Below are 26,197 nucleotides of genomic sequence, written 5' to 3' on the forward strand. Positions count from 1 at the left end.
TCCGATGAAATCAAAAATCCTTTTCCCTTCCTTGCTGTTTGTTTTGGCAGTGTTGATCGGGAGTTCCTGCAATCCTGGCGGATCTGCATCGAGTACCGGCAACGGCGACAAGGTACAGCTCGAATTGGCCGTTACACCCGGTTTGGTTTACAAACAAGTGACCAAAACCGATCAGACGAGCACCCAGAAAATGATGGGAATCAGCACAAAAACCAGTCAGGCAACGGAAATGTACCTCAAAAATGAGGTGCTCTCCGTGGGCGCAGACGGGCTTGCAGACGTCAAATGCACATACGAGCGCATCAAAGTGGAAAGCGACAACAGCATGATGGGCAAAAAGACCTTTGATTCCGACAATGCCCCAGCAGACGTGGCAATGGAATTCCGGGGATATACCGCTTTGGTGGGCAAAAGCATTGGTTTTAAAATCGACAAATATGGAACCGTCCAAGAAGTCTATGGTGTTGACAGTCTGTTTGATATCATGATGCAATCGGTTTCCGGCGAAGCGGGCGGAATGGAGATGGAAGCTGTCAAGACAGCCATGAAGTCGACTTTTGGTGACGAAGCCATGAAAAGCATGATGCAATCTGCTTCGATCCAATATCCTGACGTTTTGATTGCGGAAGGTGATACTTGGGGCAAGAAAATCAGCAGCATGGGTGCCATGCCGTTGGCGATGGATGTTACCTACAAGGTTGACCACATTGATGCCGAAAAAGTCGTTTTGAGTTTTGAAGGAACGATTACCACAGATAAGAGCAAGGGCTTGGATTTGGGCCTGATGGAAATGTCGATGGATTTGAAGGGGGATTATTCCGGAACCTCGGAGATCGACCGCAAGACAGGTTTGGTGCTCAAATCCACCATCGACCAGGATATGAGTGGCTCGATGGGAGCTATGGGCATGAATCTTCCCGTAACGATAGAGCAAAAGGTGACGGTAGAACGGTACTGAGCGTCCTGCTTCTCCTCATTGAATTTGCCAACTCTAACGCATTCGAAGGCGGAAAGGGTTGGCAAATTCGTTTTATTGGAATCGGATTTCGGAATCGTTGATGGCTTTGCAGCTTGATGGATGATGCTATACTGTGAAGCCAAAAGGTATTCGGCAAGCATCGACGAAGGTCTTGGTTCCCAGATGATGAAGGTAGCGTCCTTGAATTATTTCCGGACAAACTCCATGATCAGACCATCTGCGAATTCAATTTGGAGGATCGGCTGCGCACCTTCATGGGTGAAAGTAGCCGTCATGCCATTGAGCGGCCCACCGGCGACGCCCGTCGCAGCCAACAGCGATTGGCCGGTTCCTAGGGTTTTGTGCAGGTTTTGTTCCAAGCAGTCATTCAAAATCAAATCCTTGCATAGCACCAATTTGAATCCGTCTGCTGCGTTTTGGATGCGCATGCCTGCAACCCCATGGGAAAGGCAGGAATATTCTCCGGTGTAATCAGCGACATTTTGTGCCTTCAGAGCTTGCAAACCCATTGTCAAAACAGCCATCAGGACAATCAAAAAGTACTTTGTAGTTTTCATAAGCGCTTTGATGATGGATGAATTCCAATACTATTTTCCCACCAGAATCGAATGGTTGGAGACGATTCCTTGGGAATGCACTTGCAAAATGTAAAATCCGTTGGGCAGGCCCTGAGGCAGGTCCAGTCCCAAGTGCATGCTTTTTTGGCCACTCCAGGTTGCCAGCGATTTTCCAGAAAGATCTGTCAGCGACACTTGGTCGATTGCCGTTGCGCCAAGCACAGTGAAATGACTCGTGGAGGGATTCGGGAAAACAGACCATTCGGATTGACCGACGACCACCTGCCGAATTTCACTCAGATTTTCATGGCCGCCTTGATCCACCGAACGAATCCTATAAAACTGGGATCCCGTTGACGCTGAAGCATGTGCAAATTGAAATGCCGATTCGCCTTCAGCCGCTGCAATGGTACCTATTTGGGAAAACTGATCGCCATCGGCACTCCACTCAATGTCAAAGCTGAGTGCGTCTTGCAATGCTGCCGTTTCCCATGTCAAGTCCACCTGACCTTGTCCTGAAACGGCCTCAAAACCAAGGAAATCGACTGAAAAGAAGACATTGTCCAGACGCAACGCGTCGGCACAAAGGTAGGTCATTTCGCCCGAACCGGGGACCAATTGGCATCGGACAGAGAGCCATTGATGGTTCATCATGGGGGCAAACGTGATCGAATAATGTTGCCATTCGTCCAAATTGGTGACAGTACCGGAGCTCCAAAGCAATTCGTCGAGGTCGTTACAATTGCTCCCTCCCCAAATCTCCAAAGCTGCACTGCCGTTCCAATTCTGATGCGCCATTGATCGGAAAAGATCAATGCCACCAAAGTAATGCATACCGGCTTCAAGCTGCATGGTCTGACCCAATTCCTCGGAAAGTCCTTGGTCGTTGGCTACCAAACCCACATAAAATTGACCGTTGGAAGGAGGCGTGTTGATTCCGAAGATGCCCGGCCCATTTCCGTCAAGCACTTGAGCATCAGGGTCACCCGAGCAAGCTGTCCAGCCGGTGCCGGGTTCCGTGAGATTCCCGATGGCCTCAAACGATCCGTCGCGCAAAAGTTGCGAAAAACAAAAATTTGAAGGAATAGAAAACCCGAGCAAACCAATGCCAATCACCAGCGAGAGCGCCGCCTTTCTAAGAAATGGTCTCAACATCTATAGCTTTCTACAAATACAGAACCAAGATAGCAAGCATTGGAGAGAATTCCAATGCTGGAATTCCTAAATGTGGGAAAATGGAGGATTTGTGGATGAGTTGAAGTCCAGCGGATTTCAGGCACGAATCTGTCCTGGGCCAATGAGATTCTCCACCATTTCGTCGAGCCCATGGTACCAATCCAAATGGAGGGAATAGGAGGTGCAGCCGCCGGCATATTCGACGCATTGTGTGTAGTTGTGCTCAAAATTGCAGACCGGGCAACGCCCCGCAGTCTCAAATGCATTCCAAACATGCCCACAATGGCATTCCCAGTAGGGTTTCCCATCGGGCTCCCACTTACAAGCTGGACATTTGATTTTGACTGCTGACATCGATCCTTTTAAAGCTCTCCTTAGCAATATTACTCACGCCCAACAATTCAGGGAAGAGGCAGCAAAAAAAATTGCAAGAAATTCTTGTAAGCCTGTAACAACGCTGATTTTCCCATTTACAACCATCCCAAGTTGGACACCCAACCCAGTTTTCACTTTTTAATCCTCACCTATCACACCCAAATCCAACTTTTCACTTTTCACTAATCACTTTTCACTTAAAGGGTGTAATTCTTTTTTCCTTTCTTGACTTTGTCCCAACGCTTATCTTGCGTGCATGAAATTAGGATCAGATCATTTGTTTCCTGTTTATCAAGTAGATGCATTTGCCGACAAGCCTTTTGGCGGCAATCCTGCCGCGGTGGTGTTTCTGATGGGGCCGCGACCTGACCATTGGATGCAAGCTTTCGCGGCTGAAATGAACCTGAGTGAGACGGCATTCTTCATGCGCAAAGGCGATGCCTATCAACTCCGATGGTTCACGCCGACCACCGAAGTCGACCTCTGTGGACATGCGACTTTGGCCACTGCCCACGTCATTTGGGAAACGGAAATGTTGATGCCCGACGAAGAAATCCGCTTTTCAACCAAAAGCGGGTTGATTCGTGCAAAAAAGGACGGGGATTGGATTTCGCTGGACTTTCCCTCCGAAATGCCCGAACCAACGCCTGCCTCGAAGGCATTGGCCAAAGCCTTGGGCGCCCCGATTGTCTGGTCCGGCCAAAACCGCATGGATTGGTTTCTCGAACTGGAAAATGAGGCTTCGGTTCGCAATCTCAGTCCCAATATGGAGGCTGTCAAGGCTTTGGGCAACCGCGGGGTGATCGTCACCGCGGCAGCCGACGATCCGGAAGCGCCATATCACTTCGTGTCCAGGTTCTTCGGACCAGCAGTAGGCGTCGACGAAGATCCTGTCACTGGCAGCGCCCATTGTGCGCTTGCACCTTATTGGTGTGGCAAACTTGACCGTGCAGCCCTCGTCGGCTACCAAGCCTCCCCGAGAGGCGGCACCGTCAAAGTGAGATTAAAGGGCAACCGCGTCGAACTCAAAGGCAAAGCCATCACCATTTTCCAGGGAGTGATTTCCAAGCAGGCGGTTGATTGAATTAGAAATGAGAAATTAGAAATGACCAGGATGCTTAGAATTTAGCTTCTCTAAACTTCATTTCTCATTTCTCATTTCTCCGCAATTGTCTTGCTCCCCACAAGTAAACCCTTGTTCCAGAGGTTGTTGATGCTCGAGCCGATGATGCTTGCGCTGTCGGGATGGTAGCCGCCGCTGAGGACCATCATGATGGGAATGCGCTTTGTTGTGGCCTGTTTGAAGACAAATTCGTCGCGGAGAACCAAGCCTGCAGCCGAAATCCGGAGGCCGCCCAAGGGATCCTTTTCGTAGGGATCGGTGCCGGCATTGTAAATGATCAGGTCGGGTTGGCTCTCAGCGATCGCTTTGGGAAGGTTGTTTTGCAGGATCGAAATGTAGTCGATCTCGCCAGTCCCATTGTTCAACGGAAATTTCCAGCGAATGTACTGCGCCGCCTTGAGGTCCATCGGATAGATGTCGCCGTTGTACATGTCAAACACGTCGACCATGGGGTCCTTTTCAAAAATGGCTTCGAATCCGTTGCCTTGGTGGGCGTCGAGGTCGATCACCATGATTTTTTTGACCTGCGGGAACTTTTCGAAGGCATGGTTGGCTGCCAGATTGATATCCGCGAAGAAGCAAAACCCACTGCTGCGGTCGCTTTTGGCATGGTGATAACCACCACTCAAATTGATCGCCCAGCCGTATTCCATGGCCAATTCGGCGGCGAGGATGGTTCCAGCTGTCGCCCATCGCATCGGATTGAGGAAATTGCTTTGCAAAATGAAATTCGGCATCATCTTCAGAAACCCGAGTTCGGCAATCTTGGCCACGGTCGCTGATTGCTTCAAGGAATCCAGATATTCCTGTGTATGAACGACTAACAAGGTTTCATTCGAGGCTTTTTCCTCCGGTTCAAAGTAGTTGTCGCCCACAATGATTTCTTTCTCCTCCAGGAAACGAAAGACCTTGCCATACTTCTTGGAGTCAAAAGGATGAAGATTTTCCAAACCGAAGAGGCCGATGTCGTATTTGCGATGGAAAATGATGGGGAGTTTCATAATGCTGTTTTTGCCGGATCAAATTTAGCGAAAGTCAGGCATTTGATCGATTCGCCGAACGTGTGCTTAGGTATCGGAATTCTAGCATTTGACAATCGAACCAGCGAACTTTGCGCCTTTCGTCGACTTTTTCCTTCAAAGCACTTGATCACCCACCCATGTTTCCGTTAACGAATCGTTTGAACAACAGGTATTTCCGAAGGATCGGGTTCCTGATCTTGATGATTTTCGGGCTAAATACAAGTTCGTTGAATGCCCAAAACTACACATCCTACTTCACGGGCGATACGACGGATGTGGTAACGAATCCGACAGGGGGCGTTTGTTTGATGGGCGGCGCGACGGAGGATGACAATGCCATGCGCTGGTTTTTGGAACGGGCCGATGGGGGAGATATCCTCGTTTTGCGTGCTTCAGGCTCGAATGGCTACAATGCCTATTTCTATAGTCAGCTCGGCGTGACGGTCAATTCCGTGGAAAGCATCGTTTGCAACAATCCCAATGCGAGTGCGGAAGCGTACCTCCACGAGCGGATTCAAAAGGCCGAAGCGATCTGGTTTGCCGGAGGTGACCAATGGAATTACGTGTCATTCTGGCGAAATACGGCCGTGGATAGTCTGATCAATCAGGCGATTTCGCAAAGACACATCGTCATTGGCGGGACGAGTGCAGGCATGGCGATTTTGGGAAAATACTACTTCTCGGCGCTGAATGGCACCGTGACTTCCGCCACAGCGATGGGAAATCCTTATGCGCCTGCGGTCGCCGTCGATTCGATGCCTTTCCTGAAAAACCGCTTTTTGGAGGATGTCATCACGGATACCCACTATGACTACTACGACCGCCGCGGGCGGCAAGTGACCTTCCTCGCCCGCATCCGCACCGACTGGGGCGTGGCCGCAAAAGGAATCGCCTGCGACGAATACACCGCGGTTTGTGTGGATACCAACGGCCTGGCAAGGGTTTTCGGAGAATATCCAACAAGCGACGACAATGCCTATTTCCTGCAAGTCAACTGCGAAATCCCCAACAATCAGCCCGAGGTTTGCCTGCCCAACGTCCCGCTGCAATGGGACCAAAACAGCCTCGCCATCAAAACCTACGTCGTCAAAGGAACCGCAAATGGGGCGAACACCTTTGACCTGACCGATTGGAAAACCGGTTCCGGAGGCTCTTGGGAGGCTTGGTCGGTTTACAACAATTCTCTCTTGGCAAGTCCGACCACAGAAATCAGTTGTGGCCCCGTTGCGATTGCCGCTTCCGGTGCATCAACGCAATTGGAAATCTGGCCGAATCCCAACGATGGAAAGGCGGTTTTCTTCCAGGCGGCTTCCGATGAGTTTTCAAGCATGGAGTTGATCAACGCTTTCGGGCAGCTGATTTTGGAACGGGAATTGAGAGGGAATACAGCAGTCCAAGAGATTTCCTTGCCCAATTTGGCTGCAGGAATTTATTGGATCAAGTTGCAAGGAGCGAATGCCGTGGTGACGCAAAAATTGATCGTCAAATGATTGCTGATCGGGCGATAATCAGAACTGCGCGCTTGATTCTGGGCGAAGCCACCGTCGAGCATGCTCCGTTCTTTTACGAATTGCTGAACAGCGAAACCTGGTTGGCGCACATCGGTAACCGCGGAATCTCAACCATTGACCATGCGTCCAAATACATTGAAAACAGCTTGGGAAGGCATTATGCAGTGCATGGATTCGGCCTTTGGTTGGTGGCCTTGCGTGAAACCGAAGAGCCAATCGGTATTTGCGGCATTTTGCGCCGCGCCGGATTAGCGCATCCTGATTTGGGATTTGCCTTTTTGCCAGCCTTTGAAGGTCAGGGACTTGCAAGGGAAGCCGCCGTCGCCACTCTGGAATTTGCTGCGAATGAACTTGACATCCATGAAATTTGGGCAATCACCACGGAGGCCAACATCCGTTCGCAAAGGCTTTTGAAATCCACGGGATTTGTGCACAACGGCGCGATCACCTTGCCGGGAGAAACGAAGGCTTTGATGCTGTTTGGTATCGTACTTGGACCATGAAATAGGTTCTCGCAAGCCACATTGGCTAGTTTGAACCTATTGCAAATACAGGGTTTTGGTTGTAGGTTTGATCAAATTTGATCTAACAAGATGTTACTAACCATTACTACCACACATCAACCCGCGACCGATTTGGGGTATTTATTGCACAAGCATCCTGATAAATTTCAGACCACTGATTTGTCGGTCGGAAGGGCGCATGTGTTTTATCCTGAGGTCACAAATACTCGTTTGACTGTTTGCCTGTTGTTGGACATCGATCCAATAGAAATGGTGCGGGGTGGCAAACATGTAGGCAGTGATGGTTTTTCACTGGGACAGTATGTCAATGACCGCCCTTACGTGGCGTCGTCGTTTATGAGTGCAGCCATTTCAAAGCTTTTTTCGTCTGCCCTGAATGGAAACTGCAAAGACAAGCCTGAGTTGGTCGATCACCCCTTTCCATTTGAGGTCAGTATCTCTGCAATTGCTGCTCCCAAAGGTGGAGAAATGCTGATTCGGAGTTTTTTTGAACCATTAGGTTATGAGGTTGAATTGGATCGAAAACAATTGGACTCCAAGTTTCCAGATTGGGGGGAAAGTAATTATTTCGGACTATTGTTAAAGAATACCATCACAACCAAAGATCTTCTGAATCATTTATATGTGTTGATTCCGGCTTTGGACAGCAACAAACATTATTTCATCAGCGAACAAGAGATCGAGAAGCTGTTTCAAAAGGGAGAGGGGTGGCTGAAAACTCATCCACAGCGAGAAATAATTGCTCGGCGATACCTGTTCAATCTGCATTCACTTTCAAATCAAGCCATTTTGCGATTGAAGGAATCCCCGGAAGTTGGCTTTGCCGGTGATGAAATCGACCCAACCGTAGAAGTCGATTCGAGAAAGACTTCATTGCATGAAAAACGAATCCAGATAGTGGCTCAAAAGTTAAAAGATTCAGGTGCCTCGACCGTATTGGATGTTGGTTGTGGTGAAGGTAAACTGATTCGACAATTGCTTAAGGAACAGCAATTCTCCAAAATAACAGGCATGGATGTCAGCTATGGCGAACTTCTGAAAGCCAAGGAAAGAATGCATTGGGATGAAATGGCACCCTCGCAAAAGGAGCGAATCGATCTATTTCAAGGTTCCCTGACCTATTTGGACCGACGCTTGAACGGCTTTGATGCAGCTGCGGTGGTTGAGGTCATTGAACATTTGGATCTCAATCGTCTAAAAGGCTTTGAGCGAGTATTATTTGAATTTGCGAAGCCGAAGATTGTTATCGTGACCACACCCAACAAAGAGTTCAATGTCGTATTTGAGGGTATGAATGTTGATGCAATGCGCCATGACGACCATCGGTTTGAGTGGACTCGTGCCGAATTTGAAATTTGGGCCACTAACGTTGCCATAACCCATGGATATCGTGTAGAATTTTTCCCAATTGGTGATCTTGTTGATCAAATTGGTGCTCCCTCACAAATGGCCATTTTTAACCATGGAAATTAAGGTCCCCGAATTGTCACTCGTGGTGCTTGTTGGACCATCGGGTGCTGGCAAGAGCAGCTTTGCGCGAAAGTATTTCAAGCGCACGGAAATCATTTCTTCTGATGAATGTCGCGCGCTAGTTTCTGACGATGAGACCAACCAAGGAGCGACCGACGATGCCTTTGAACTGCTTCATTTTATTGCTGGAAAGCGTTTGAAAAGCGGCTTGTTGACCGTGATTGATGCAACAAATGTGACGCGCGATGCGCGAAAGGCGTTGATCCAATTGGCGAGACAATTCCATGTATTGCCTGTCGCAATCGTCTTGGATTTACCCGAAGAGGTCTGCGAAGCAAGAAATGCACAACGAGAGGATCGCAATTTCGGGGGCCATGTCATACGCAAGCAAAAAATGCAGCTGAAGAAGTCTATTAAGGGGCTAAAGGATGAGGGTTTTCGTCAGGTGTACCTAATGAAATCGGAAGTGGAGGTCGAGGCTGTTTCCGGGATTGCTCGAGAAAGACTGTACAATGACAAAAGGGATGAAAGTGGGCCATTTGATATCATCGGAGATGTTCACGGTTGCTTGGCTGAACTGAAAGAATTGCTCGAGGTTTTGGGGTACAAAATCTCAACCGTGCATGAGAATCAATTTAATCATGGATACCAAGTTGACCCTCCAATTGGCCGGAAAGTCATTTTTCTAGGTGACTTGGTTGACCGCGGGCCCGATTCCCCAGGAGTTTTGCGGTTAGTGATGAGCATGGTACATCAAGGTGTCGCCTACTGTGTGCCTGGAAACCATGATTTCAAATTTCAAAATTGGTTAAATGGAAAGCAGGTTCAACTTAAGCATGGCCTCGAACTCACCGTTGCACAGATGTCAGGTGAATCAGCAGTTTTCAAGCGAGATGTTGGGCAGTTTTTGTACCGCTTAGTGAGCCATTACGTTTTTGACAATGGCAATTTAGTAGTCGCCCACGCAGGCATGCTTGCGGAAATGCAAGGGCGTGGATCTGCGGCAGTGCGCGCGTTTGCACTCTACGGGGATACTACCGGCGAAATTGATGTTTTTGGTTTACCCGTGCGCAACAACTGGGCACAGGAATACCGTGGTAAGGCTAAAGTGGTTTATGGACATACGCCTGTGCCTGAGGCAGAATGGCTCAATGGAACCCTTAACATTGATACCGGCTGTGTGTTTGGGGGACGCTTGACGGCATTACGCTACCCGGAGGAAGAGGTCGTCGCAGTTGAGGCAAAGCAAGTCTATTGTGAACCTGTCAGGCCAATTGATTTTGAAGCTCGGCAGAATCAGCTCAACGCCCAGCAGGAATCGGATGAACTATTAGACATTTCCGATGTCTTGGGAAAGCGGATGATTCACACGCGACTTAAGCCCACGGTGACCATCCTTGAAGAGAATGCCATTGCTGCATTGGAAGTCATCAGCAGGTGGGCGGTCAATCCTAAATGGTTGATCTACCTTCCGCCAACCATGTCACCTTGTGCGACGAGCGACTTGCCCGATTACCTTGAGCACCCTTCGCAGGCATTGCTTTATTATCAAAAGCGAGGCGTAGGTCAGGTGATTTGCGAAAAAAAGCATATGGGTTCGCGCGCAATCGTGGTGGTTTGCAAGGATGAGGCGGCTGTAGCAAAACGATTTGGGATAATTGGCGAAGGCATTGGTGTTTGTTACACCCGTACCGGGCGTAGCTTTTTCGCAGATTTTGAAACGGAGCAGGACTTTCTCATGCGTCTGAACCAGAGTCTCACGGCGACCGCCTTTTGGGAGAAATTCGAGACGGAATGGGTTTGCCTCGATTGCGAATTGATGCCATGGAGCGCCAAAGCACAAGCACTTTTGCAATCACAGTATGCATCTGTTGGTGCCGCAGCAAAGGCATCACTTCCTTTAGTCGTTAAAGCACTACAAGACTTTGAAGCACGCGGCGTGGCCGATGCTAGCCTCCATTTAGAAAAATTTGCCAATAGCCAGCTGCTCACGGAAAAGTACGTGGAGGCCTATCGCCAGTATTGTTGGCCTGTGCATAGCTTGGATGATTATAAACTGGCACCTTTTCACATCATGGCTACTGAGGGAGCGGTGCACATCGACAAGAATCATGAGTGGCATTTGACTCAGATTGCCAATGTTTGTCAAGCTGATCCCGAATGGCTCCTTGCTACAGAATACCTCCTTGTGGACCTACAGGACAAGACGAGCATCGATGCCGTTGTAGCTTGGTGGACTCGGCTCACAAAAGCCGGTGGGGAGGGAATTGTGGTAAAGCCCAATGAATTTTTGGTGTTTCGTAAGGAAGGACTATTGCAACCAGCAGTGAAATGCAGAGGCCGCGAATATCTAAGAATCATCTACGGACCCGAATACGACCTACCTGGGAATCTTGAACGGCTCAAGGAACGTGGATTGTCGCGTAAGCAGTCACTTGCCATTAGAGAATTTGCACTAGGGATAGAGGCCTTGGAGCGGTTTGTGCGAAAGGAACCGCTTCGCGGTGTACATGAATGCGTGTTTGGCGTTTTGGCGCTTGAAAGTGAAGAGGTTGATCCGAGGCTTTGAAGGTGCAATGCACTGGGGAGGGCGGATTTAACAATGATGCCTAATTGCTTTATAGGAACGCTTCAAATGCAAATGCCATTCAAACGCGTTTGTGAAAGCTACCTATTCGAAGAATTTAGCTAATTTTCCGCGGTGAATCGAATCGCAATCACATTGCAGAAGAAAGGCATACGTCCGTTGCCGTGTGTGATAAATAACTTTCAATTGATTGAAATGCCTTTTATTCAATGGGAAAGGGGAATGGAGGGGACAAGGTGAATTTTTCGATCCGAAGTATTGTTCATTTTTTGTTTTCGGGGTCATTGATGGGCCAGGTACTTTGCATCCCAAGAAGTCGGACGATATGCCAAATTCCTTTTGGAAAATTACAGGGCATCCATTTCATGAGATCTTTGATACTTTTTCTACTTTTCCCTTTTTCCACAGCGCATTCTCAAGGATTGGACACATTAAAAGGTGTCTCCAATCTCAATGGAAATCAATTACCGTACACAGTGCTTTCAACAAAGCTTACTGACCCTGCATCGGTAACCGGCATTCCCGTGATCCTTTTCCTTCACGGCGCTGGCGAACGCGGCGCAGACAACAAGGCGCAGCTCACGGTCGGTCTTCCGCAGTTGATCAAATCCCTCGATTCGCTCAAAATCAATCCTTATATCATTGTCGCCCCACAGTGCGCAGCCGATATCAAATGGGTCGATACCGACTGGACCTTGCCGAGCCATACAATGAAGCCGCAGCTTTCCCCGGTGCTCGCCAATGCCATGGCTGTTTTTGATTCGGTGGTGGCACATACGCCGCTTGTGGATACCAATTGCCTCTACCTCACGGGTTTGTCCATGGGCGGATTTGGTGCTTGGGAATTGGCGCAGCGCTTTCCGGATCGTTTTGCAGCCGTTTTGCCCATTTGCGGGGGAGGAGATACGGCTCAGGCCGCGAAGTTAACGCAAGTGCCAATCTGGGCATTCCACGGGAAAAAGGACAAGCTCGTCAAGGTTTCGCGCACTACAGACATGATTTCAGCGATTTCCAAACATGGCGGCAAGCCCAACATGACCCTGTACGATACAATAGGCCATTTGTGCTGGAATACCGTTTACAAAGATTTGGATGTGATCCGTTGGCTTTTTTCCAATCGTCGCAATGAAGGATAATACCCAGAGATATATGTTGCAGGTCGGGCTGGGATTCGCCTGCATTTTTGCGTTGTTTTTTGTGATGGGCATCACCAAAACGCCGGAGGAGTTCGGCCTCAAGGTGGCCAAGATTCCATTTCTCAAGGAAGAAAAAGGGAAGCTGTTGGATCTCACAAACGTTCCCCTTCCTAAGGACACCATTCCCTACGTGGATTTCAAGGCGCTTTCTGAAGTCTCCGATACCTTGCGGTATAAGCCCGACACGGGCAAAAAGCGGTCAATGATTCTGGTGCCTGAGGTGAGTGCAGATTGCCACGACTCAGTCTTCAAGAAGATCCTGCTCATCGGCGATTCGCAACTCGAAGGCCTGCGCCGTCCGGTTTACAACTATTGCGTGGCCAACAGCTATGACTTGGTCGCTTCCGTCTGCTGGTATGGCAGTTCGACCAAATATTGGGGTGGCACCGATACCCTCGACCATTACTTGCGGAAGTTCCGTCCGGATCACGTGATCTTTGCCATTGGCTTGAATGAGCTGTTTGTCAATGACTTCGACGACAGAAAAGGCTGGATCGACAATATTTTGAGCGACTTCGCCTCCTACGGCGTGAGCTATACTTGGGTCGGCCCCGCAGCTTGGAAGGAAGACAAAGGCATCATCAACATCATGCGCGACCGCGTGGGACCGCATTTCTTCTCCTCCGAAAAGCTCACTTTGGCCCGTGCAAAGGACAATATGCACCCCTCCAACGACGCCGCAAGGGTCTGGATGGACAGTGTTGCCGTGTTTATGCGCAAGACCACCGACATCAACTTCCGCTACAAAACGCAGGGCGATCCCAAGATTTCCTACAGCCCATTCATCCTGTTGCAGCAACCCAAATAAGCGATGAACTGGCTCGAATTTTTCCAACAATTTCTGCACGATGAAACGGAGCCCTTGCTCTTTCATACCGGCATTTTTCTGTTCATTTTCAGCGTTTTCCTGATCGGATATTCCTTTGTTTACAAAACGAATTCGATCCGGAACATTGCCGTCGTGGCCTTTGGGTTTTATTTCTATTACAAGGCGAGCGGCGTGTTTTTGTTGTTGTTGATCCTCACGATCACGGCAGATTATTTCTTCTCGATGTTGATGGAGCGGCAGACGAATCGCACGGCGCGAAAGGCCGTTTTGGTCACTGCGATTCTATTCAGTCTTTCGTTTTTGATGTATTTCAAGTACACCAACTTCTTCATCGAAAACGTCGCCCTGCTCACGGGGCAATCGTTGGATCTGCTTGATTTGGTGTTGCCGATTGGGATTTCGTTTTATACGTTTCAGTCGATCAGCTACTTGGTCGACATTTACAAGGAGAAGATTCAGCGTCCGACCTATTCGGACTATCTGATGTACATGTCGTTTTTTCCGCACTTGGTTGCGGGTCCGATCGTGCGTGCGCGGGACTTTTTGCCGCAGTTGAAGGAGCAGGTAACGGTCACGAAGTCGAATCTGGACGAGGCAATGTATCTGATCACCAAGGGATTGGTAAAAAAGGCGATCATAGGGGATTTTGTGGCGCAATACTCCGATGCCGTGTTCGCGCAGCCGGATGGTTTTTCGGGGACCGAGAATCTGATCGGGTCATTGTGTTATACCCTGCAGATCTTCTGCGACTTCAGCGGCTATACCGACATGGCCATCGGCGTCGCCTTGTTGCTGGGCTTCCGCTTGGGATTGAATTTCGATTCGCCGTACAAAGCCCTCAACATCACTGATTTCTGGCGGCGTTGGCATATTTCTTTGTCATCTTGGCTCCGGGATTATATCTACATTCCGTTGGGGGGCAACAAAAAGGGTTTTGTCATGCAGCAGGTGTTTTTGCTTACCACGATGCTCATCGGCGGATTTTGGCATGGATCGAGCTGGAAATTTGTATTCTGGGGAGCCGGGCACGGCATCTTGCTGATCGTTCACAAGTTGTTTACCAAGGCTTGGCCGGGTCCGGTGGTCGAAAAAACGACTTCCTCCCGCGTCACCGAAGTCCATTATTCCAAGGATTTGGTTGATATCAATGCGCCCAAGCAGCCGTTTACTTGGTTGATGCTGTTGAATCCAATTTGGTGGTTGCTCACATTTGCGAGCGTTTCCCTCTTGTGGATTCCGTTCCGGGCAGACAGCATGGAAACGACGCTGGGCATTTACGAACGCATTTTCAGCAGTTTTGACTTCGCAATTGTCGCGTATGCCTTCGACATCAACCCCTTGCTGTTCGTTTTGCTCGCTGCCGGGCTCCTGGCAACCCTGCAACCTGCGATTGTGAAACGTACATTCCGCAAGGCCTATGATGTCACGCCATTGGCTGTCAAATTGGTGCTGTTGGTCATTTTGATACAAATATTTATCCAAGTGCGCTCCGAATCCGTACAACCCTTTATTTACTTCCAATTTTGATGTGATGCTGCGAAGGCTGGGGTTGACGGGAATGGTGATGCTGATGGCAATCGGCAACATTTTTGGGCAATCCTGCCCGATCAATCCCGCAAAAAACCGCATCGAATTCGCCCACAACCTCATCGATGTCCATAGCAAGCTCTACCATCTGGAACATGGAACGGACTCGACCTTTGTGGTGGTGCATATCGGGGATTCGCACATCCAACTCGATCATTTTACCGGTGCGATTCGCGCTAACATGCACAAGGTGTTTGGCGACTGCGGCGAAGGGGTTTTGTTTCCCTATTCGGCATGCAAAAGCTTTGGACCCCGCAATTTGGAATCCAAGGCAATTGGCAAATGGATTTGCAATACGGTCTGCAACAATACCTTGTGTGACGAACTCGGCGTAACAGGCTATACTTTGCGTACGACCGACCCCTCGGCGACCTTGAGCTTCAAATACCTCACGCCGGGCATGATGCTCGATACACCGATCGTCGAACCCAAAAGCATTCGCACGGTGACCGTTTGGCATGGAAACGGCGATTTTCCTTTGGCATTGGACTGCAAGGATTGTGGCGGAATGAAGTTGATCACCGATCCCAAGCCCGCTGCGAATGGCCTGCGCACCACCAAAATCACCAATTACATTGCCGGTGAAGAACTCAAATTGAAGCTGAAACCCGGCGCCGACAGCACAGGCCAATTCCGGTTTCATGGGATCAGCTTTGACGTTCCGCAATCGCCTGGTATTCAGTACCATCATTGCGGTGTTGTGGGGGCGCAGTTCCCGTATTTTGTGAAAAATGCCAAGCTCGCCATCGCCCAATTGGCTGCACTCAAGCCCGATTTGATCGTTTTTTCCTACGGCTCGAATGAAAGTTACATGCCCAATTTTGACGCTGTTCAGTACGCTGCCGGCATTGAAACGGTCATGAAAACCCTTCGTAAGGAGATCAAGGGGTTGAATTTCGTTTTCACGACGACGCCCGACACGCGCGCAGGCAACAAAACGCCGCCGCATACCAAGGCGATCAATCAGAATCTCCGGAAGCTTGCCGAGCGCGCCGGCGCAGCCCTGTGGGACTTGAATGCCATCATGGGCGGAGACAACAGCGTGCGGTATTGGGTGGCGCATCAACTCGCCCGAACGGACAAATTGCACTTCACGCGCGCCGGCTACAAATTGATGGGCGACTTGTTTGCCTTGGCATTCATGGAGAGCTACAACCGCCAATGGGATGAAAAAGACCTCCCGACGGATTCGATCATCAAGGAAATCGCGAATGTGGTGACCACGCACGGCCTGAACGCACCTTACGCAGCGGCAGCCGACCAATACTTGACTCCCGAACAACAGCGCAAAATCAAAGGGATTCCCGATCCACCCGTCAAAAAGCCATTGGAGCCGTTCAAAACCAAAACCGTATTCCACGAAGTCGCAAAAGGCGAAACCCTCTACAGCATCGCCAAAAAATATGGCGAAACCGTCGAACAGATCCGTGCCTTCAACGGCATGACCGAGGCAAGCGTGTTGAAGTCCGGGACCAGGATTGTGGTGAAGCGGGTGGAGTAGGGGCACTGTAGCTGAGGTCGTTCCGGAATTGCAATCGCTGTGGTTGTGCCTTAAAATAGACTGGCCAAATTCAGTATTCTCTACACGCCTTTTCCTTATATTTGTTCCATGCAGCATTCACGCAAACTGGTCACCTTTGATTGGGCGATGAAGAAAATCCTTCGCCACAAGGCCAATTTTGGCATTTTGGAGGGCTTGCTCTTTGAATTGTTGCGGCGTGACGTCAAAATCAAAGAAATTCTGGAAGGCGAAAGCAACCAAGAAAAGGAAAGGGACAAATTCAACCGCGTGGACATTCTGGCCAAGCTCGACGGTGAAGAATTGGTCATCATTGAGGTGCAGAACACTTGGGAAGGCGATTACTTTCAGCGTATGCTTTATGGTGTCTCCAAGTCCATCAGCGAGCATATCGCATTGGGAGTACCTTATCGCGAAGTCAAGAAAGTGATTTCTGTGAATATCGTTTATTTCGACCTTGGTCAAGGCGGTGACTATGTTTACCACGGCTCTACTGAATTTCGTGGGCTTCATCGCCCGAGTGATATTTTAGGACTTTCAGAAAGGCAGAAAATGAGTTTCGGGATGGATACGGTCTCGGAAATTTTCCCAGAATATTGGGTGATTCAAGTAGAAGAATTCAACGATGTCACAAAAGACGGCCTAGACGAATGGATTTACTTTTTCAAGCACGCTGCAATTAAAAAGGGGTTCAAAGCCAAAGGTTTGGCTGAAGCAAGTGAGAAATTGGAAGTCATGCGGTTGCCAGAAAAGGACCAAAAAGCCTACAAATGGTATCTGGAATCACTGATGGACGATGCAAGCTTCGCCTTAACTGTGAAAATGGAGATCGATGCTGGAATTGCAGCAACCCTTGAACCTGCAATTGAGGCAGCTGTAGAGGTAGCCGTTGAAGCAGTAAATGGAAAAAACGTTGCCCGACTAGCTTCCAAGGGCAATTCGGCGGCTGAAATCGCCGACATGCTTGACCTAGACCTCCATACGGTTCAACGTTTACTCGGGCAACTTTAATCGAGTGAGTTTGTCCTCGACAATCCCTCCCCATCCCCCAAAATTTCCCTAAATTCGCAGCCGTCTTGGAAACTCCCGCTTTGGGAGACACAAGATTTGATCTTAGAATTGCATGAATCTGCTCCACGAATCCATCAAAAAAGACGTTGCCGCCTTGCTGCAAGCCGGTCTGAAGTCCCTCGGCGTTGACGAATCCATCGACAACATTTATTACTTGTTGAGCCCGGCGCCCAGCATGGAAATGGGACAATTGGCATTTCCACTGTTTACATTCGCCAAGGCTTTGCGCGCTGCGCCACAAAAGCTTGCCGCTGACCTTGCCGCCGCCTTGCCAGAAAACGATTTCATCGAGCACGTAACGCCGGCCGGACCCTACCTGAACCTCGTTTTGCAAACCCAAAAATGGGGCACGGCCGTGCTGATGCCGATTTTGTCGCATAGCTTTTTCCAGCGTTCGCTCACGCAGGCGACGCCAAAGACGATGATCGAGTATTCGCAGCCGAATACCCACAAGGAAATGCACGTCGGGCACATGCGCAACCTCGCGCTCGGGGACGCGCTCATCCGCATGCACCGGTACGCAGGCTACAACATCGTCGCCGCGACCTTCCCAGGAGACGTCGGGACCCATGTGGCCAAGTGCCTTTGGTACATGAAAAACGTGAATACCGAACCTGCTCCCGCCGAAAACAAGGGTGCTTGGCTGGGTTTGATGTACGTGAAGGCCAACAATCTGCTTGAAACCATCAAAGGCACGGACGAAGAAGCCCCTGCCAAGGCCAAAATGACTGAAATCCTGCATCAACTCGAGGCAGGCTCCGGCGAATACTTCGATCTCTGGAAGGAAACACGAGCTTGGAGCGTGGCGATGATGGAAAGCGCCTACGAATGGGCCAATGTCAAATTTGACGCTTGGTATTGGGAGTCTGACGTCGATGCGACTTCGATGGCCTACGCACGGGAAATGTTTGCCAAAGGTGTTTTGCAGGAAAGTAAGGGTGCAATCGGCCTGGACTTGACCGACAAGGATCCCAACCTCGGTTTTGCCATGTTCATCAAAAGCGATGGCACAGGCCTTTACCTGACCAAGGACGTCGAATTGGCAAGGCGGAAATTCGAGGAGAATGGCGTCGAAAGCAGCATCTACATCGTCGATCAGCGGCAGGCACATCACTTCCGTCAGGTTTTTGAAGTCCTGAAGCGCATGGGCTTTCCACAGGCCGATAATTGCTACCACCTTCATTATGACTACGTTGAAGGCAAAGAGGGCATGTTTTCCAGCCGTTTGGGCAATGCCGTTCCTTTGTTTGACCTCATCGCGGAGATGGAGTCCGTGGTCTATACCAAACACCTCGCCGGAAATGTCAACAGCGGTGCGATGGAGGCTGAGGAAGGTCACAACATTTCAAAAATCGTGGCAAAGGGCGCGATCAAATACGGCATGTTGCGCATCGATCCCGCCAAAAAGATCACCTTTGACATGGACGAATGGACCGAATTGCATGGCGATAGCGGTCCTTATCAGCAGTACACCTACGCGAGAATTCAAAGCCTGCTCGCAAAGCAGGGTTATGATCCGCATGGCCCGTTTGATCCGGCAGCTTTGGACGATGCACGTGAAAAAGAGTTGTTGGTCAAGGCTTCGCAATTTAACGATGTGGTGTTGATGGCGACCCAACAATACCGCCCCAATGTGCTCACGGCCTACTTGTATGACTTCGCGAAGGTGTACAACAATCTCAACAATTCCGTGATGATCAAGGATATCGCCGATCCAGTCATCCGAAATACCAAGATGCATCTCACCTGCATGGTCGCTGAGGTGATCAAAGCTGGGCTTGCTCTTCTGGGAATCGATGTTCCTAAGCGGATGTAAGTTTTACCTCTCTGAAGGTTTGGCTTTGGGAGTGGAGAGTTAGAAGTTGAGAGTTGAGAGTTTGATTGCGATATCGATCATCTTCACTCCACTCTCCACTCTCCACTCTCCTCCATCAGTTAAAGGCTTGTCAAAACGGATTAGCGATCGGCATTCTCCATTTTCCATTAGCTTCGCTGAACTTCGTTTACCTTCGGTGATTGCTTCGCAGTTCTCCATTTTCCATTCCCATTTCCTCCTTATATTTGCTCCTTCGAAAATCAGCGAAAATGCAGTCAACGAATTCCATCTTGATGGTGCGGCCTGCGGCCTTTGGGTTTGATCCTGAGACCGCTGCCAACAATGCTTTCCAAAACAAGCCGGGCGATGTCGCCGGAGAAGATCTCCAATCACGAGCCGTGTTGGAATTTGACAATGTGGCCGCAACCATGCGTGCTAACGGGGTGAATCTCTACGTGGTCAAGGACAAGCCCGAACCGATGCGTCCCGACGCCATTTTTCCCAATAACTGGATCTCCACCCACGAAGACGGGACTGTGATCCTTTACCCGATGATGGCGCCCAACCGTCGCCAAGAGCGCCGGCAGGATGTCCTCGACGACTTGGAGAAATATTTTGAAATCCGGCGTGTGGTGGACTTGAGCCGCCATGAAAATACCGGTCGGTACCTCGAAGGAACCGGTTCCATGATCATGGACCGCACCAACGGCGTGATCTATGCTTGCCGTTCGCCACGCACGCACGAGGCTGTGCTCAAAGAGGTTGCGAAAACGCTGGGTTACCGCACTGTGCTTTTTGATGCGGTTGATGGCAATGGCAAACCGATCTACCATACCAATGTGATGCTTTCGATTGGTACCAACTACGTAGTATTGGCCGATTGTACAATTCCTGATGTTGCCGAACGCGAACGGGTCATGGCCTACCTTGGCGGTGGTGGTCACCGCATCGTCAAACTCCGCCCGGAGCAACTCAACGAATTTGCTGGCAATGTACTCGAAGTCCTTGGACGCGAACGTTTTGTCGCCATGAGTAGCCGCGCATTCAAGTCGTTGAGCGACAGTCAGCTGGATTTGTTGGAAGTCTGGGCAAAGACCGTGCACTTCCCGATTCCGACCATCGAGAATATCGGTGGCGGCAGTATCCGCTGCATGTTGGCGGAGATTTTCCTGCCTCGCAAATAGGCGATCGTTTTTCCTTTTAGTTGCATTCAACTTCCATTCGAATTGACTGGTATGCCTACTTGCCAAAATTTGGTATTCCGATGCAACTTTCAATTCGTTGGTTTGTCATTGAGAAGACGATGTAACTGACGTATCTTCGTGGCGTTGCAATCATTTGACGTAGTCCCCCGCATGGCGAAAGAGAATTGGCTTAGATTGAAAATGACCGCTTTGGCACTCGTTGCCGGGCTAATCCTGTTTTCCGGTTGTTCAAAAAAGGCTGCGGAAGATGTCTTGCAGAAGCCAACCGAAGGCGATTTTGAGGTGATCGTAACGACCACCGGCGAATTGCAGGCAAAAAATTCGGTGGATATTTCAGGGCCCACCGGCGCCCGAAAGGCAGGCATTTATCAGCTGAAAATCACACAATTGGTTGCAGAAGGTACCGTGGTTGCCCCCGGAGATTTTGTTGCCGAACTGGACAAAAGCGAGATCGTTGGCAAGCTCAAAGAGGTTGAAATCAACCTTCAGAAATTCCAATCCGTTGTGACGCAGGCAAAACTGGATTGCACGCTCACTTTGGCACAGACGCGCGATGAATTGATCAACCTGCGTTATGCCAAAGAGCAGCGTAAATTGGAAAAGGACGAAAGTGCATACGAGTCGCCTTCGGCAAAGCGCCAAGCCGAAATCGAATTTGAAAAAGCCGTTCGCAGCTACGACCAAAGCCAAAACAACTACCAAACCAAAGTCAAACAAGCCGAAGCCAAAATGCGTGAGGCAGAGGCTGATCTAAACAAGGAGGCCCAGAAATTGACGGATTATCAGAGCATTTTGGGCGAATTCACCATCATGGCGCCAGAACAGGGAATGCTCATCTACGCCCGCGAATGGGACGGGAAAAAGCGTGTTGTCGGCTCTACCGTCAGCCCTTGGGACCCAACCGTGGCAACTTTGCCTGACCTGACAAGGATGGAATCGATTACCTACGTCAATGAGGTCGACATCCAAAAGATCAAAGTTGGTCAGGAAGTGCGCGTGAGTCTTGATGCCAGTCCGGATAAGAAGTTGACAGGCAAGGTGACGCAGGTCGCCAATGTCGGAGAGCAACGTCCCAATTCGGATTCCAAGGTATTCGAAGTCAAGATTCAAATCAACGAAAGCGACAGTACGCTGCGCCCTGCCATGACGACGAGCAATGAGATCATCATCAGCACCTTCCCCAAGGTGAGGTACATCCCCCTCGAATGCGTCCACGTTGCCCAAGACTCCATTCCGGTGGTTTTCAAACGCAGCAGCGGGAAAATTGTGCGTCAGGAAGTGAAACTCGGTGCTGAAAATGAAAATTCAGTGATCGTGGAAAAAGGTGTGGACGCCAACGAAGAATTGTACCTTTCCAAGCCTGAAGGAGGAGATGAATTGGAATTGATTCGCCTCGGAAAATAATCCAAGATGCTGCAAAAGTTCACATACAATCTGCAGATGGCCTTGGATGCGCTTTTTCAGCGGCCTTTACGCAGTTTTTTGACCTCTCTCGGGATCATCTTCGGTGTCGGAGCAGTGATCGCGATGATGGCCATCGGCCAAGGGGCACAGGAAGAAATTCTGGAACAAATGACCATCCTCGGGGCCAATAACCTCATCGTGGAGCCGATCATTCAGCAAAAGGATGAAGAAGTCACCGAAGAAACAGGGCAAGAAGCGACGAGCCAGAAATTTTCGCCCGGCTTGACCTTGGCCGATGCCGAAAGTTTCCAGACGATTATTCCGGCGGTGTCCAAAGTCAGCCCGGAAATTGTGATCGAAACGACCTTCCTCCGCAACGGACGCAAGCGCAGTGGCAAATTGGTCGGCGTGACGAATGTGTTTTTTGAGCATTCTTCGTTCAAGATGGATGAAGGGCAACAACAGTTTTCGCCAGATCAGCTTGAACTTGCTTCCCAAGTTTGCGTGATCGGTGCCGGCGTGAAGTCCAAGTTTTTTTCGCAGGAAGATCCGATCGGTAAGCCGATTAAGGTCGGCAAAAACTGGCTTAGGGTGGTTGGCGTGGCGAATGAACGTAAATTTTCGCAGTCGAGTTTGATGGATTTGGGCGTACGCGACTATGACATGGACATCTACGCGCCCGTCGAAACGGTGCTGCTGCGCTACAAGAATCGCAACCGCATTTCGCCGAGCGACCTTCAGAAGGCCTCCATGATGCAAAACATGTCGGGCGATGACGGCGCAACCCAAGCGACGCCGGAGTCCAAAAATTACCACCAAATCGACCGTATGACCGTGCAAATCAAGGATGGTCAGGACATGGTCAAGGTCGCAGACATCATTCGGAGGATGTTGGCGCGCCGTCACAATGGCGTGATCGACACCGAAGTCAAGATTCCCGAGGAATTGCTCGCCCAAAAGCAGCGCACCACCAACATGTTCAACCTGGTTTTGATTTCCATTGCGGCCATTTCATTGTTGATCGGGGGGATCGGGATCATGAACATCATGTTTGCATCGGTCATGGAACGGATCAAGGAAATCGGTGTGCGCCTCGCTTTGGGAGCCACCAAACGCGATATCGTTTTTCAGTTTTTGAGCGAATCCGTGATCCTGAGCATCATCGGCGGTCTGGTTGGCGTCGGATTTGGGGTCGGATTGAGTCTGATCATCAAGAGTAAATTTGATGTGCCGGCGGTCTTGTCATGGCCGCCGATTGTGATCGCCTTTGCCGTGGCCTTTTCGGTCGGCGTATTTTTTGGATTTTTTCCTGCGCTCAAGGCCGCCAAGCAGGATCCTGTGGTTTCTCTTCGTCACGAATAAAACACACAACCATGTCTCAAAGAAGGTTTTTCTCGATTTCCTTGCTGTTGACGCTGTGTTTGTCTGGCGTTTTATTCCTCGAATCCCGTGCGCAACAACGCGATCCGATCACGCTTAGCCGCTGCATCGCTTTGGCGCAATCGCAAAGTCCTGAGGCACAGATTGCCAAGAAAGGGCTTGCCTCCATTCATTGGGATTACAAATCCTTCAGGGCAGGATTGTTGCCTGCCGTGCGCGCAGATTTTAATACCCCGGGATTGCTGCGTTCAATTCGGCAGGTCACGCAGAATGACGGAACAATCGCTTTCAGACAGCAAAATCAGGCATTTTCGTCAGGAACCTTGAGCATTTCGCAGCAAATCGCACCCACTGGCGGAAGTATTTTCGTCAGCAGCGGACTCACAAGATTGGATGTGTTTGGGACGAATGCTTACCGACTTTACCAAGCTACGCCCTTGCTCGTGGGTCTGAATCAGCCGATATTTAGTTTCAACGCCCTGCGTTGGCAGCAAAAAATCAGGCCGGTGCAGTACCAACTTGCCGAGCGCCGCTACCTCGAAGCCTTGGAAGATGTGGCCCTGAGCATCACCGGGAAGTATTTTGACGTGTACATCGCGGAAATGAGCCTGAAAAATGCCCAATTCAACCTGAGCATCACAGATTCCGTCTTCACCATTTCCGAAGGTCGTTTCCGTGTCGGAAAAATCGCCGAGAATGACTTGCTACAAACGGAATTGGCGTTTTTGAATGCACAAGTGCAAACGCAGCAGGCACAGGTGAGCCTGCAAAAAGCCAAGCTGGAACTCGCCATCAGCCTCGGATTGCCCAACAACGCGGATATTTCCGTGGAACAACCCGAAGAATTGCCTTTGATCGAGATTGACCAGGAATTTGCATTGAATGAGGCCAAGCAAAACCGCAGCGACCTGCTCGATTTTGAGTCCCGTGGCCTGCAGGCTGAGAGTTCGGTGGCGCAAGCACGCGCCAACGCGCGCTTGAATGCGAACTTGAGTGCCACTTTTGGTATCAACAACAGCGATACGACGATCGCCGGTTCGTTTCAGAATCTCGCCGAACAACAAACGGCGAGCATCGGCATCGGTATTCCGATCTTCCAATGGGGCAAAGCCCGCGCCGATGTACAATCCGCAGCGCTGCAACGCGATCAGGTGCAGGAGCAAATCCGGCTTGATCAGCGGCGATTCGAACGTGACCTTCGGTTTCAGGTCATGGACTTTTTGCAGGCACAACAACAATTACAGCTCGCCTCCAAAAGCGATACGATTGCCCAAAGACGATTCGAAGTCGCCAAAAACCGCTACCTGATCGGGAAAATTGACATCACCAATTTCCAAATTGCCCAAAACGAAAAGGACATGGCTCGATTGAGCTATTTTCAGGCTCTGCGGCAATATTGGGTGGCGTATTACCAACTGCGCCGTGCTTCACTTTACGACTTTGTCAAGGCCGAAAAGGTCACGATGCCGGAAATGGAGTTTTAAGGATCAGCTTATTGCTTGACAAAAAGGCCTTCGGAATGGGTATTGCCACTTCCGAGGGCAAGCCAAATGGAAGTGGAAAAATGACTTTCATCGAGCGAGGTGATGCTGCCCGAAGTAGATACGCCAGCACAAAACGAGTCAAAGTAAGCCATTCGCTCCTCGAAGGTCACGCGTCCATTCACAACGAGTCCTGTACCCGTAAAGCCGCAGGGATAATTGACAAAATTGCTGATTTGTACTTTTTGAATATCGCTCGATACTGCTGTTACGATCATGGTATAAGGCCCGACCGTGTCATTGTTGTCGTCGATATGTGAACCGGTCCATGTGCCTAAAAATTTTTCGCGCCAGAGGCGATTGCATTTACCGTTTGTGTCGAGTTCATAATCCAGATCACAAAGACAGCTACCATCAGTAACGTCGCAAGTGCCATGGCCACAGTCTACGCCAAAACAAAGTTGCTCCTTCGTGCATTTTCCATCAGCGCCAATACCCCACCCCTCCTCACATTCGCAGATCCCATAGGCGCAAACGCCATGTCCGCAATCCACATTTTTGCACAGGGTTTTGCGACAACTGCTGAAACCCAGCAATAGGATGGTGCCCAGAAACAAGATTGGCAATGCTTTTTTCACCATTTCGCGGAATTTGATACTGATGACTTGGCTAAAGATAATTTGTTTTATTCATTTCATTAGCCTGTGAATCAGAGAAATAATTGATCTAATCGGATTCATTGTCTTTGGAAATTCCCACTGATGGGATGGTAGCCCGAAGTGTTGATATAAACTTGTGCCTCCAAAAATAGATTGTCGTTGTCGATCAAGCGGGCATTTCCAGTCACGTCGTATGCGCTGCAGGTAGATGTCATCTCGAAAACTTCTCCAGGGGCGAACACGGTAGCAATCACTGAAAGTGGCGCGTTGAAAGTCGCACAGTCCCAATCACAGAAATTATCGATCGTGATCCGCATAATCGATGCCGAGTTGGCCGAAATGGTAAAGGAATAGGGGCCATGGTTCACATTGCCGTCCAGATGCGAACCGTACCAAGTCCCGATGAAGGAATCCCGCCACAGCTTGTCACATTTGCCACTTGGGCCGACTTGATAGTTTTCGTTGCAATCACAATTTCCGTTGGGATCGTTGCAAGTTCCGTTGGGCCCGCAGTCTTTGAGGTAACAAAGGTCCTCCAGCTCGCATTTGCCGGTAACGTCTTTTGCCCATCCCGGCTCGCATTCGCAGGAACCTTTTTTGCAGTCACCATGTTCGCCGCATTCTGATTCCTTGCATTTGGAGAAGGGGTTGCAAGAGGTCGAAAGCAGAAGGAGAAGGGATGCTGATAACAGGAAAAAGGACTTTTTCATCTAAAAACGAGTGCTT

22 protein-coding genes are annotated in these 26,197 nt (G+C 49.8%); 16 read left to right on the forward strand and 6 right to left on the reverse strand.

All coding sequences use genetic code 11. The features are described 5' to 3' along the window. Positions 1–4 precede the first annotated feature (4 nt). Complete coding sequence (locus IPN95_29625; protein ID MBK9453472.1) at positions 5–958, forward strand: hypothetical protein; 954 nt, start codon at positions 5–7, stop codon at positions 956–958. A 206-nt stretch (positions 959–1,164) separates the two neighbouring features. Here IPN95_29625 and IPN95_29630 read toward each other — a convergent pair whose 3' ends face one another. The 3 genes from IPN95_29630 to IPN95_29640 form a co-directional block, all read right to left on the reverse strand. Next, entirely contained in the window at positions 1,165–1,536 is a 372-nt protein-coding gene (locus IPN95_29630; protein MBK9453473.1) for a hypothetical protein, read from the reverse strand. A 30-nt stretch (positions 1,537–1,566) separates the two neighbouring features. Beyond that, positions 1,567–2,592: a T9SS type A sorting domain-containing protein gene (locus IPN95_29635; GenBank protein MBK9453474.1), complete on the reverse strand. Its 1,026-nt coding sequence runs from the start codon at positions 2,590–2,592 to the stop codon at positions 1,567–1,569. A gap of 216 nt (positions 2,593–2,808) precedes the next feature. Then, positions 2,809–3,066 carry a hypothetical protein gene (locus tag IPN95_29640; GenBank protein MBK9453475.1) on the reverse strand — a complete coding sequence of 86 codons (258 nt, stop codon included), beginning with the start codon at positions 3,064–3,066 and terminating at the stop codon, positions 2,809–2,811. A gap of 277 nt (positions 3,067–3,343) precedes the next feature. On the opposite strand from IPN95_29640, the gene IPN95_29645 reads away from it, so the two are divergent. Then, on the forward strand, positions 3,344–4,171 hold the full coding sequence (locus IPN95_29645; GenBank protein ID MBK9453476.1) for a PhzF family phenazine biosynthesis protein: 828 nt from the start codon (positions 3,344–3,346) through the stop codon (positions 4,169–4,171). 71 nt (positions 4,172–4,242) lie between these two features. On the opposite strand, the gene IPN95_29650 is transcribed toward IPN95_29645, so the two are convergent. Further along, positions 4,243–5,211: a histone deacetylase gene (locus IPN95_29650; GenBank protein MBK9453477.1), complete on the reverse strand. Its 969-nt coding sequence runs from the start codon at positions 5,209–5,211 to the stop codon at positions 4,243–4,245. 221 nt (positions 5,212–5,432) lie between these two features. On the opposite strand from IPN95_29650, the gene IPN95_29655 reads away from it, so the two are divergent. From IPN95_29655 to IPN95_29720, 14 genes are all read left to right on the forward strand, one after another. Continuing rightward, the gene (locus IPN95_29655; protein MBK9453478.1) at positions 5,433–6,722 is read left to right on the forward strand and encodes a T9SS type A sorting domain-containing protein; all 1,290 of its coding nucleotides are present in this window, start codon (positions 5,433–5,435) and stop codon (positions 6,720–6,722) included. Next, a complete protein-coding gene (locus IPN95_29660; GenBank protein ID MBK9453479.1) occupies positions 6,719–7,246 on the forward strand; it encodes a GNAT family N-acetyltransferase in 528 nt (175 codons plus the stop codon). Before IPN95_29655 ends, IPN95_29660 begins: the two co-directional genes overlap by 4 nt. Before the next feature lie 90 nt (positions 7,247–7,336). Then, the gene (locus tag IPN95_29665; protein ID MBK9453480.1) at positions 7,337–8,740 is read left to right on the forward strand and encodes a 3' terminal RNA ribose 2'-O-methyltransferase Hen1; all 1,404 of its coding nucleotides are present in this window, start codon (positions 7,337–7,339) and stop codon (positions 8,738–8,740) included. Next, on the forward strand, positions 8,730–11,306 hold the full coding sequence (locus IPN95_29670; protein ID MBK9453481.1) for a polynucleotide kinase-phosphatase: 2,577 nt from the start codon (positions 8,730–8,732) through the stop codon (positions 11,304–11,306). Before IPN95_29665 ends, IPN95_29670 begins: the two co-directional genes overlap by 11 nt. Before the next feature lie 494 nt (positions 11,307–11,800). After that, entirely contained in the window at positions 11,801–12,460 is a 660-nt protein-coding gene (locus IPN95_29675; protein MBK9453482.1) for a dienelactone hydrolase family protein, read from the forward strand. Continuing rightward, positions 12,450–13,328, forward strand: coding sequence for an SGNH/GDSL hydrolase family protein (locus tag IPN95_29680; protein MBK9453483.1), 879 nt, complete (start codon positions 12,450–12,452; stop codon positions 13,326–13,328). The genes IPN95_29675 and IPN95_29680 overlap by 11 nt, the downstream gene beginning before the upstream one ends. A 3-nt stretch (positions 13,329–13,331) precedes the next feature. Continuing rightward, positions 13,332–14,876 carry an MBOAT family protein gene (locus IPN95_29685; GenBank protein ID MBK9453484.1) on the forward strand — a complete coding sequence of 515 codons (1,545 nt, stop codon included), beginning with the start codon at positions 13,332–13,334 and terminating at the stop codon, positions 14,874–14,876. A gap of 4 nt (positions 14,877–14,880) precedes the next feature. Continuing rightward, complete coding sequence (locus IPN95_29690) at positions 14,881–16,437, forward strand: LysM peptidoglycan-binding domain-containing protein (GenBank protein ID MBK9453485.1); 1,557 nt, start codon at positions 14,881–14,883, stop codon at positions 16,435–16,437. A 108-nt stretch (positions 16,438–16,545) separates the two neighbouring features. Next, positions 16,546–17,466 (forward strand): Rpn family recombination-promoting nuclease/putative transposase, encoded by a 921-nt coding sequence (locus IPN95_29695; protein ID MBK9453486.1) that lies wholly within the window; start codon positions 16,546–16,548, stop codon positions 17,464–17,466. Positions 17,467–17,578: 112 nt separating this feature from the next. Then, positions 17,579–19,342: an arginine--tRNA ligase gene (gene argS / locus IPN95_29700; protein MBK9453487.1), complete on the forward strand. Its 1,764-nt coding sequence runs from the start codon at positions 17,579–17,581 to the stop codon at positions 19,340–19,342. 269 nt (positions 19,343–19,611) lie between these two features. Then, complete coding sequence (locus tag IPN95_29705; GenBank protein MBK9453488.1) at positions 19,612–20,526, forward strand: amidinotransferase; 915 nt, start codon at positions 19,612–19,614, stop codon at positions 20,524–20,526. Positions 20,527–20,697: 171 nt separating this feature from the next. Further along, on the forward strand, positions 20,698–21,951 hold the full coding sequence (locus IPN95_29710) for an efflux RND transporter periplasmic adaptor subunit (protein ID MBK9453489.1): 1,254 nt from the start codon (positions 20,698–20,700) through the stop codon (positions 21,949–21,951). 6 nt (positions 21,952–21,957) lie between these two features. Continuing rightward, a complete protein-coding gene (locus IPN95_29715) occupies positions 21,958–23,313 on the forward strand; it encodes an ABC transporter permease (GenBank protein MBK9453490.1) in 1,356 nt (451 codons plus the stop codon). An 11-nt stretch (positions 23,314–23,324) separates the two neighbouring features. After that, the gene (locus tag IPN95_29720) at positions 23,325–24,815 is read left to right on the forward strand and encodes a TolC family protein (protein MBK9453491.1); all 1,491 of its coding nucleotides are present in this window, start codon (positions 23,325–23,327) and stop codon (positions 24,813–24,815) included. An 8-nt stretch (positions 24,816–24,823) separates the two neighbouring features. Here the strand turns inward: IPN95_29720 and IPN95_29725 are convergent, their stop codons facing one another. Both IPN95_29725 and IPN95_29730 read right to left on the reverse strand, forming a co-directional pair. Next, positions 24,824–25,453 (reverse strand): hypothetical protein, encoded by a 630-nt coding sequence (locus IPN95_29725; protein ID MBK9453492.1) that lies wholly within the window; start codon positions 25,451–25,453, stop codon positions 24,824–24,826. A 95-nt stretch (positions 25,454–25,548) separates the two neighbouring features. Beyond that, on the reverse strand, positions 25,549–26,181 hold the full coding sequence (locus tag IPN95_29730) for a hypothetical protein (protein MBK9453493.1): 633 nt from the start codon (positions 26,179–26,181) through the stop codon (positions 25,549–25,551). Between the last annotated feature and the right edge of the window lie 16 nt (positions 26,182–26,197).

Source organism: Bacteroidota bacterium (genome assembly GCA_016718825.1).
Lineage (GTDB): Bacteria > Bacteroidota > Bacteroidia > J057 > JADKCL01 > JADKCL01.

Excerpts from the sequence above, each read along its gene's own strand:
- IPN95_29640 (MBK9453475.1), bottom strand. The coding sequence starts at position 3,066 with ATGTCAGCAGTCAAAATCAAATGTCCAGCTTGTAAGTGGGAGCCCGAT.
- IPN95_29645 (MBK9453476.1), top strand. The coding sequence starts at position 3,344 with ATGAAATTAGGATCAGATCATTTGTTTCCTGTTTATCAAGTAGATGCA.
- IPN95_29670 (MBK9453481.1), top strand. The coding sequence starts at position 8,730 with ATGGAAATTAAGGTCCCCGAATTGTCACTCGTGGTGCTTGTTGGACCA.
- argS (MBK9453487.1), top strand. The coding sequence starts at position 17,579 with ATGAATCTGCTCCACGAATCCATCAAAAAAGACGTTGCCGCCTTGCTG.
- IPN95_29705 (MBK9453488.1), top strand. The coding sequence starts at position 19,612 with ATGCAGTCAACGAATTCCATCTTGATGGTGCGGCCTGCGGCCTTTGGG.
- IPN95_29695 (MBK9453486.1), top strand. The coding sequence starts at position 16,546 with ATGCAGCATTCACGCAAACTGGTCACCTTTGATTGGGCGATGAAGAAA.
- IPN95_29660 (MBK9453479.1), top strand. The coding sequence starts at position 6,719 with ATGATTGCTGATCGGGCGATAATCAGAACTGCGCGCTTGATTCTGGGC.
- IPN95_29715 (MBK9453490.1), top strand. The coding sequence starts at position 21,958 with ATGCTGCAAAAGTTCACATACAATCTGCAGATGGCCTTGGATGCGCTT.
- IPN95_29630 (MBK9453473.1), bottom strand. The coding sequence starts at position 1,536 with ATGAAAACTACAAAGTACTTTTTGATTGTCCTGATGGCTGTTTTGACA.
- IPN95_29725 (MBK9453492.1), bottom strand. The coding sequence starts at position 25,453 with ATGGTGAAAAAAGCATTGCCAATCTTGTTTCTGGGCACCATCCTATTG.
- IPN95_29680 (MBK9453483.1), top strand. The coding sequence starts at position 12,450 with ATGAAGGATAATACCCAGAGATATATGTTGCAGGTCGGGCTGGGATTC.
- IPN95_29655 (MBK9453478.1), top strand. The coding sequence starts at position 5,433 with ATGATTTTCGGGCTAAATACAAGTTCGTTGAATGCCCAAAACTACACA.
- IPN95_29690 (MBK9453485.1), top strand. The coding sequence starts at position 14,881 with ATGCTGCGAAGGCTGGGGTTGACGGGAATGGTGATGCTGATGGCAATC.
- IPN95_29730 (MBK9453493.1), bottom strand. The coding sequence starts at position 26,181 with ATGAAAAAGTCCTTTTTCCTGTTATCAGCATCCCTTCTCCTTCTGCTT.
- IPN95_29665 (MBK9453480.1), top strand. The coding sequence starts at position 7,337 with ATGTTACTAACCATTACTACCACACATCAACCCGCGACCGATTTGGGG.
- IPN95_29625 (MBK9453472.1), top strand. The coding sequence starts at position 5 with ATGAAATCAAAAATCCTTTTCCCTTCCTTGCTGTTTGTTTTGGCAGTG.
- IPN95_29710 (MBK9453489.1), top strand. The coding sequence starts at position 20,698 with ATGGCGAAAGAGAATTGGCTTAGATTGAAAATGACCGCTTTGGCACTC.
- IPN95_29650 (MBK9453477.1), bottom strand. The coding sequence starts at position 5,211 with ATGAAACTCCCCATCATTTTCCATCGCAAATACGACATCGGCCTCTTC.
- IPN95_29720 (MBK9453491.1), top strand. The coding sequence starts at position 23,325 with ATGTCTCAAAGAAGGTTTTTCTCGATTTCCTTGCTGTTGACGCTGTGT.
- IPN95_29685 (MBK9453484.1), top strand. The coding sequence starts at position 13,332 with ATGAACTGGCTCGAATTTTTCCAACAATTTCTGCACGATGAAACGGAG.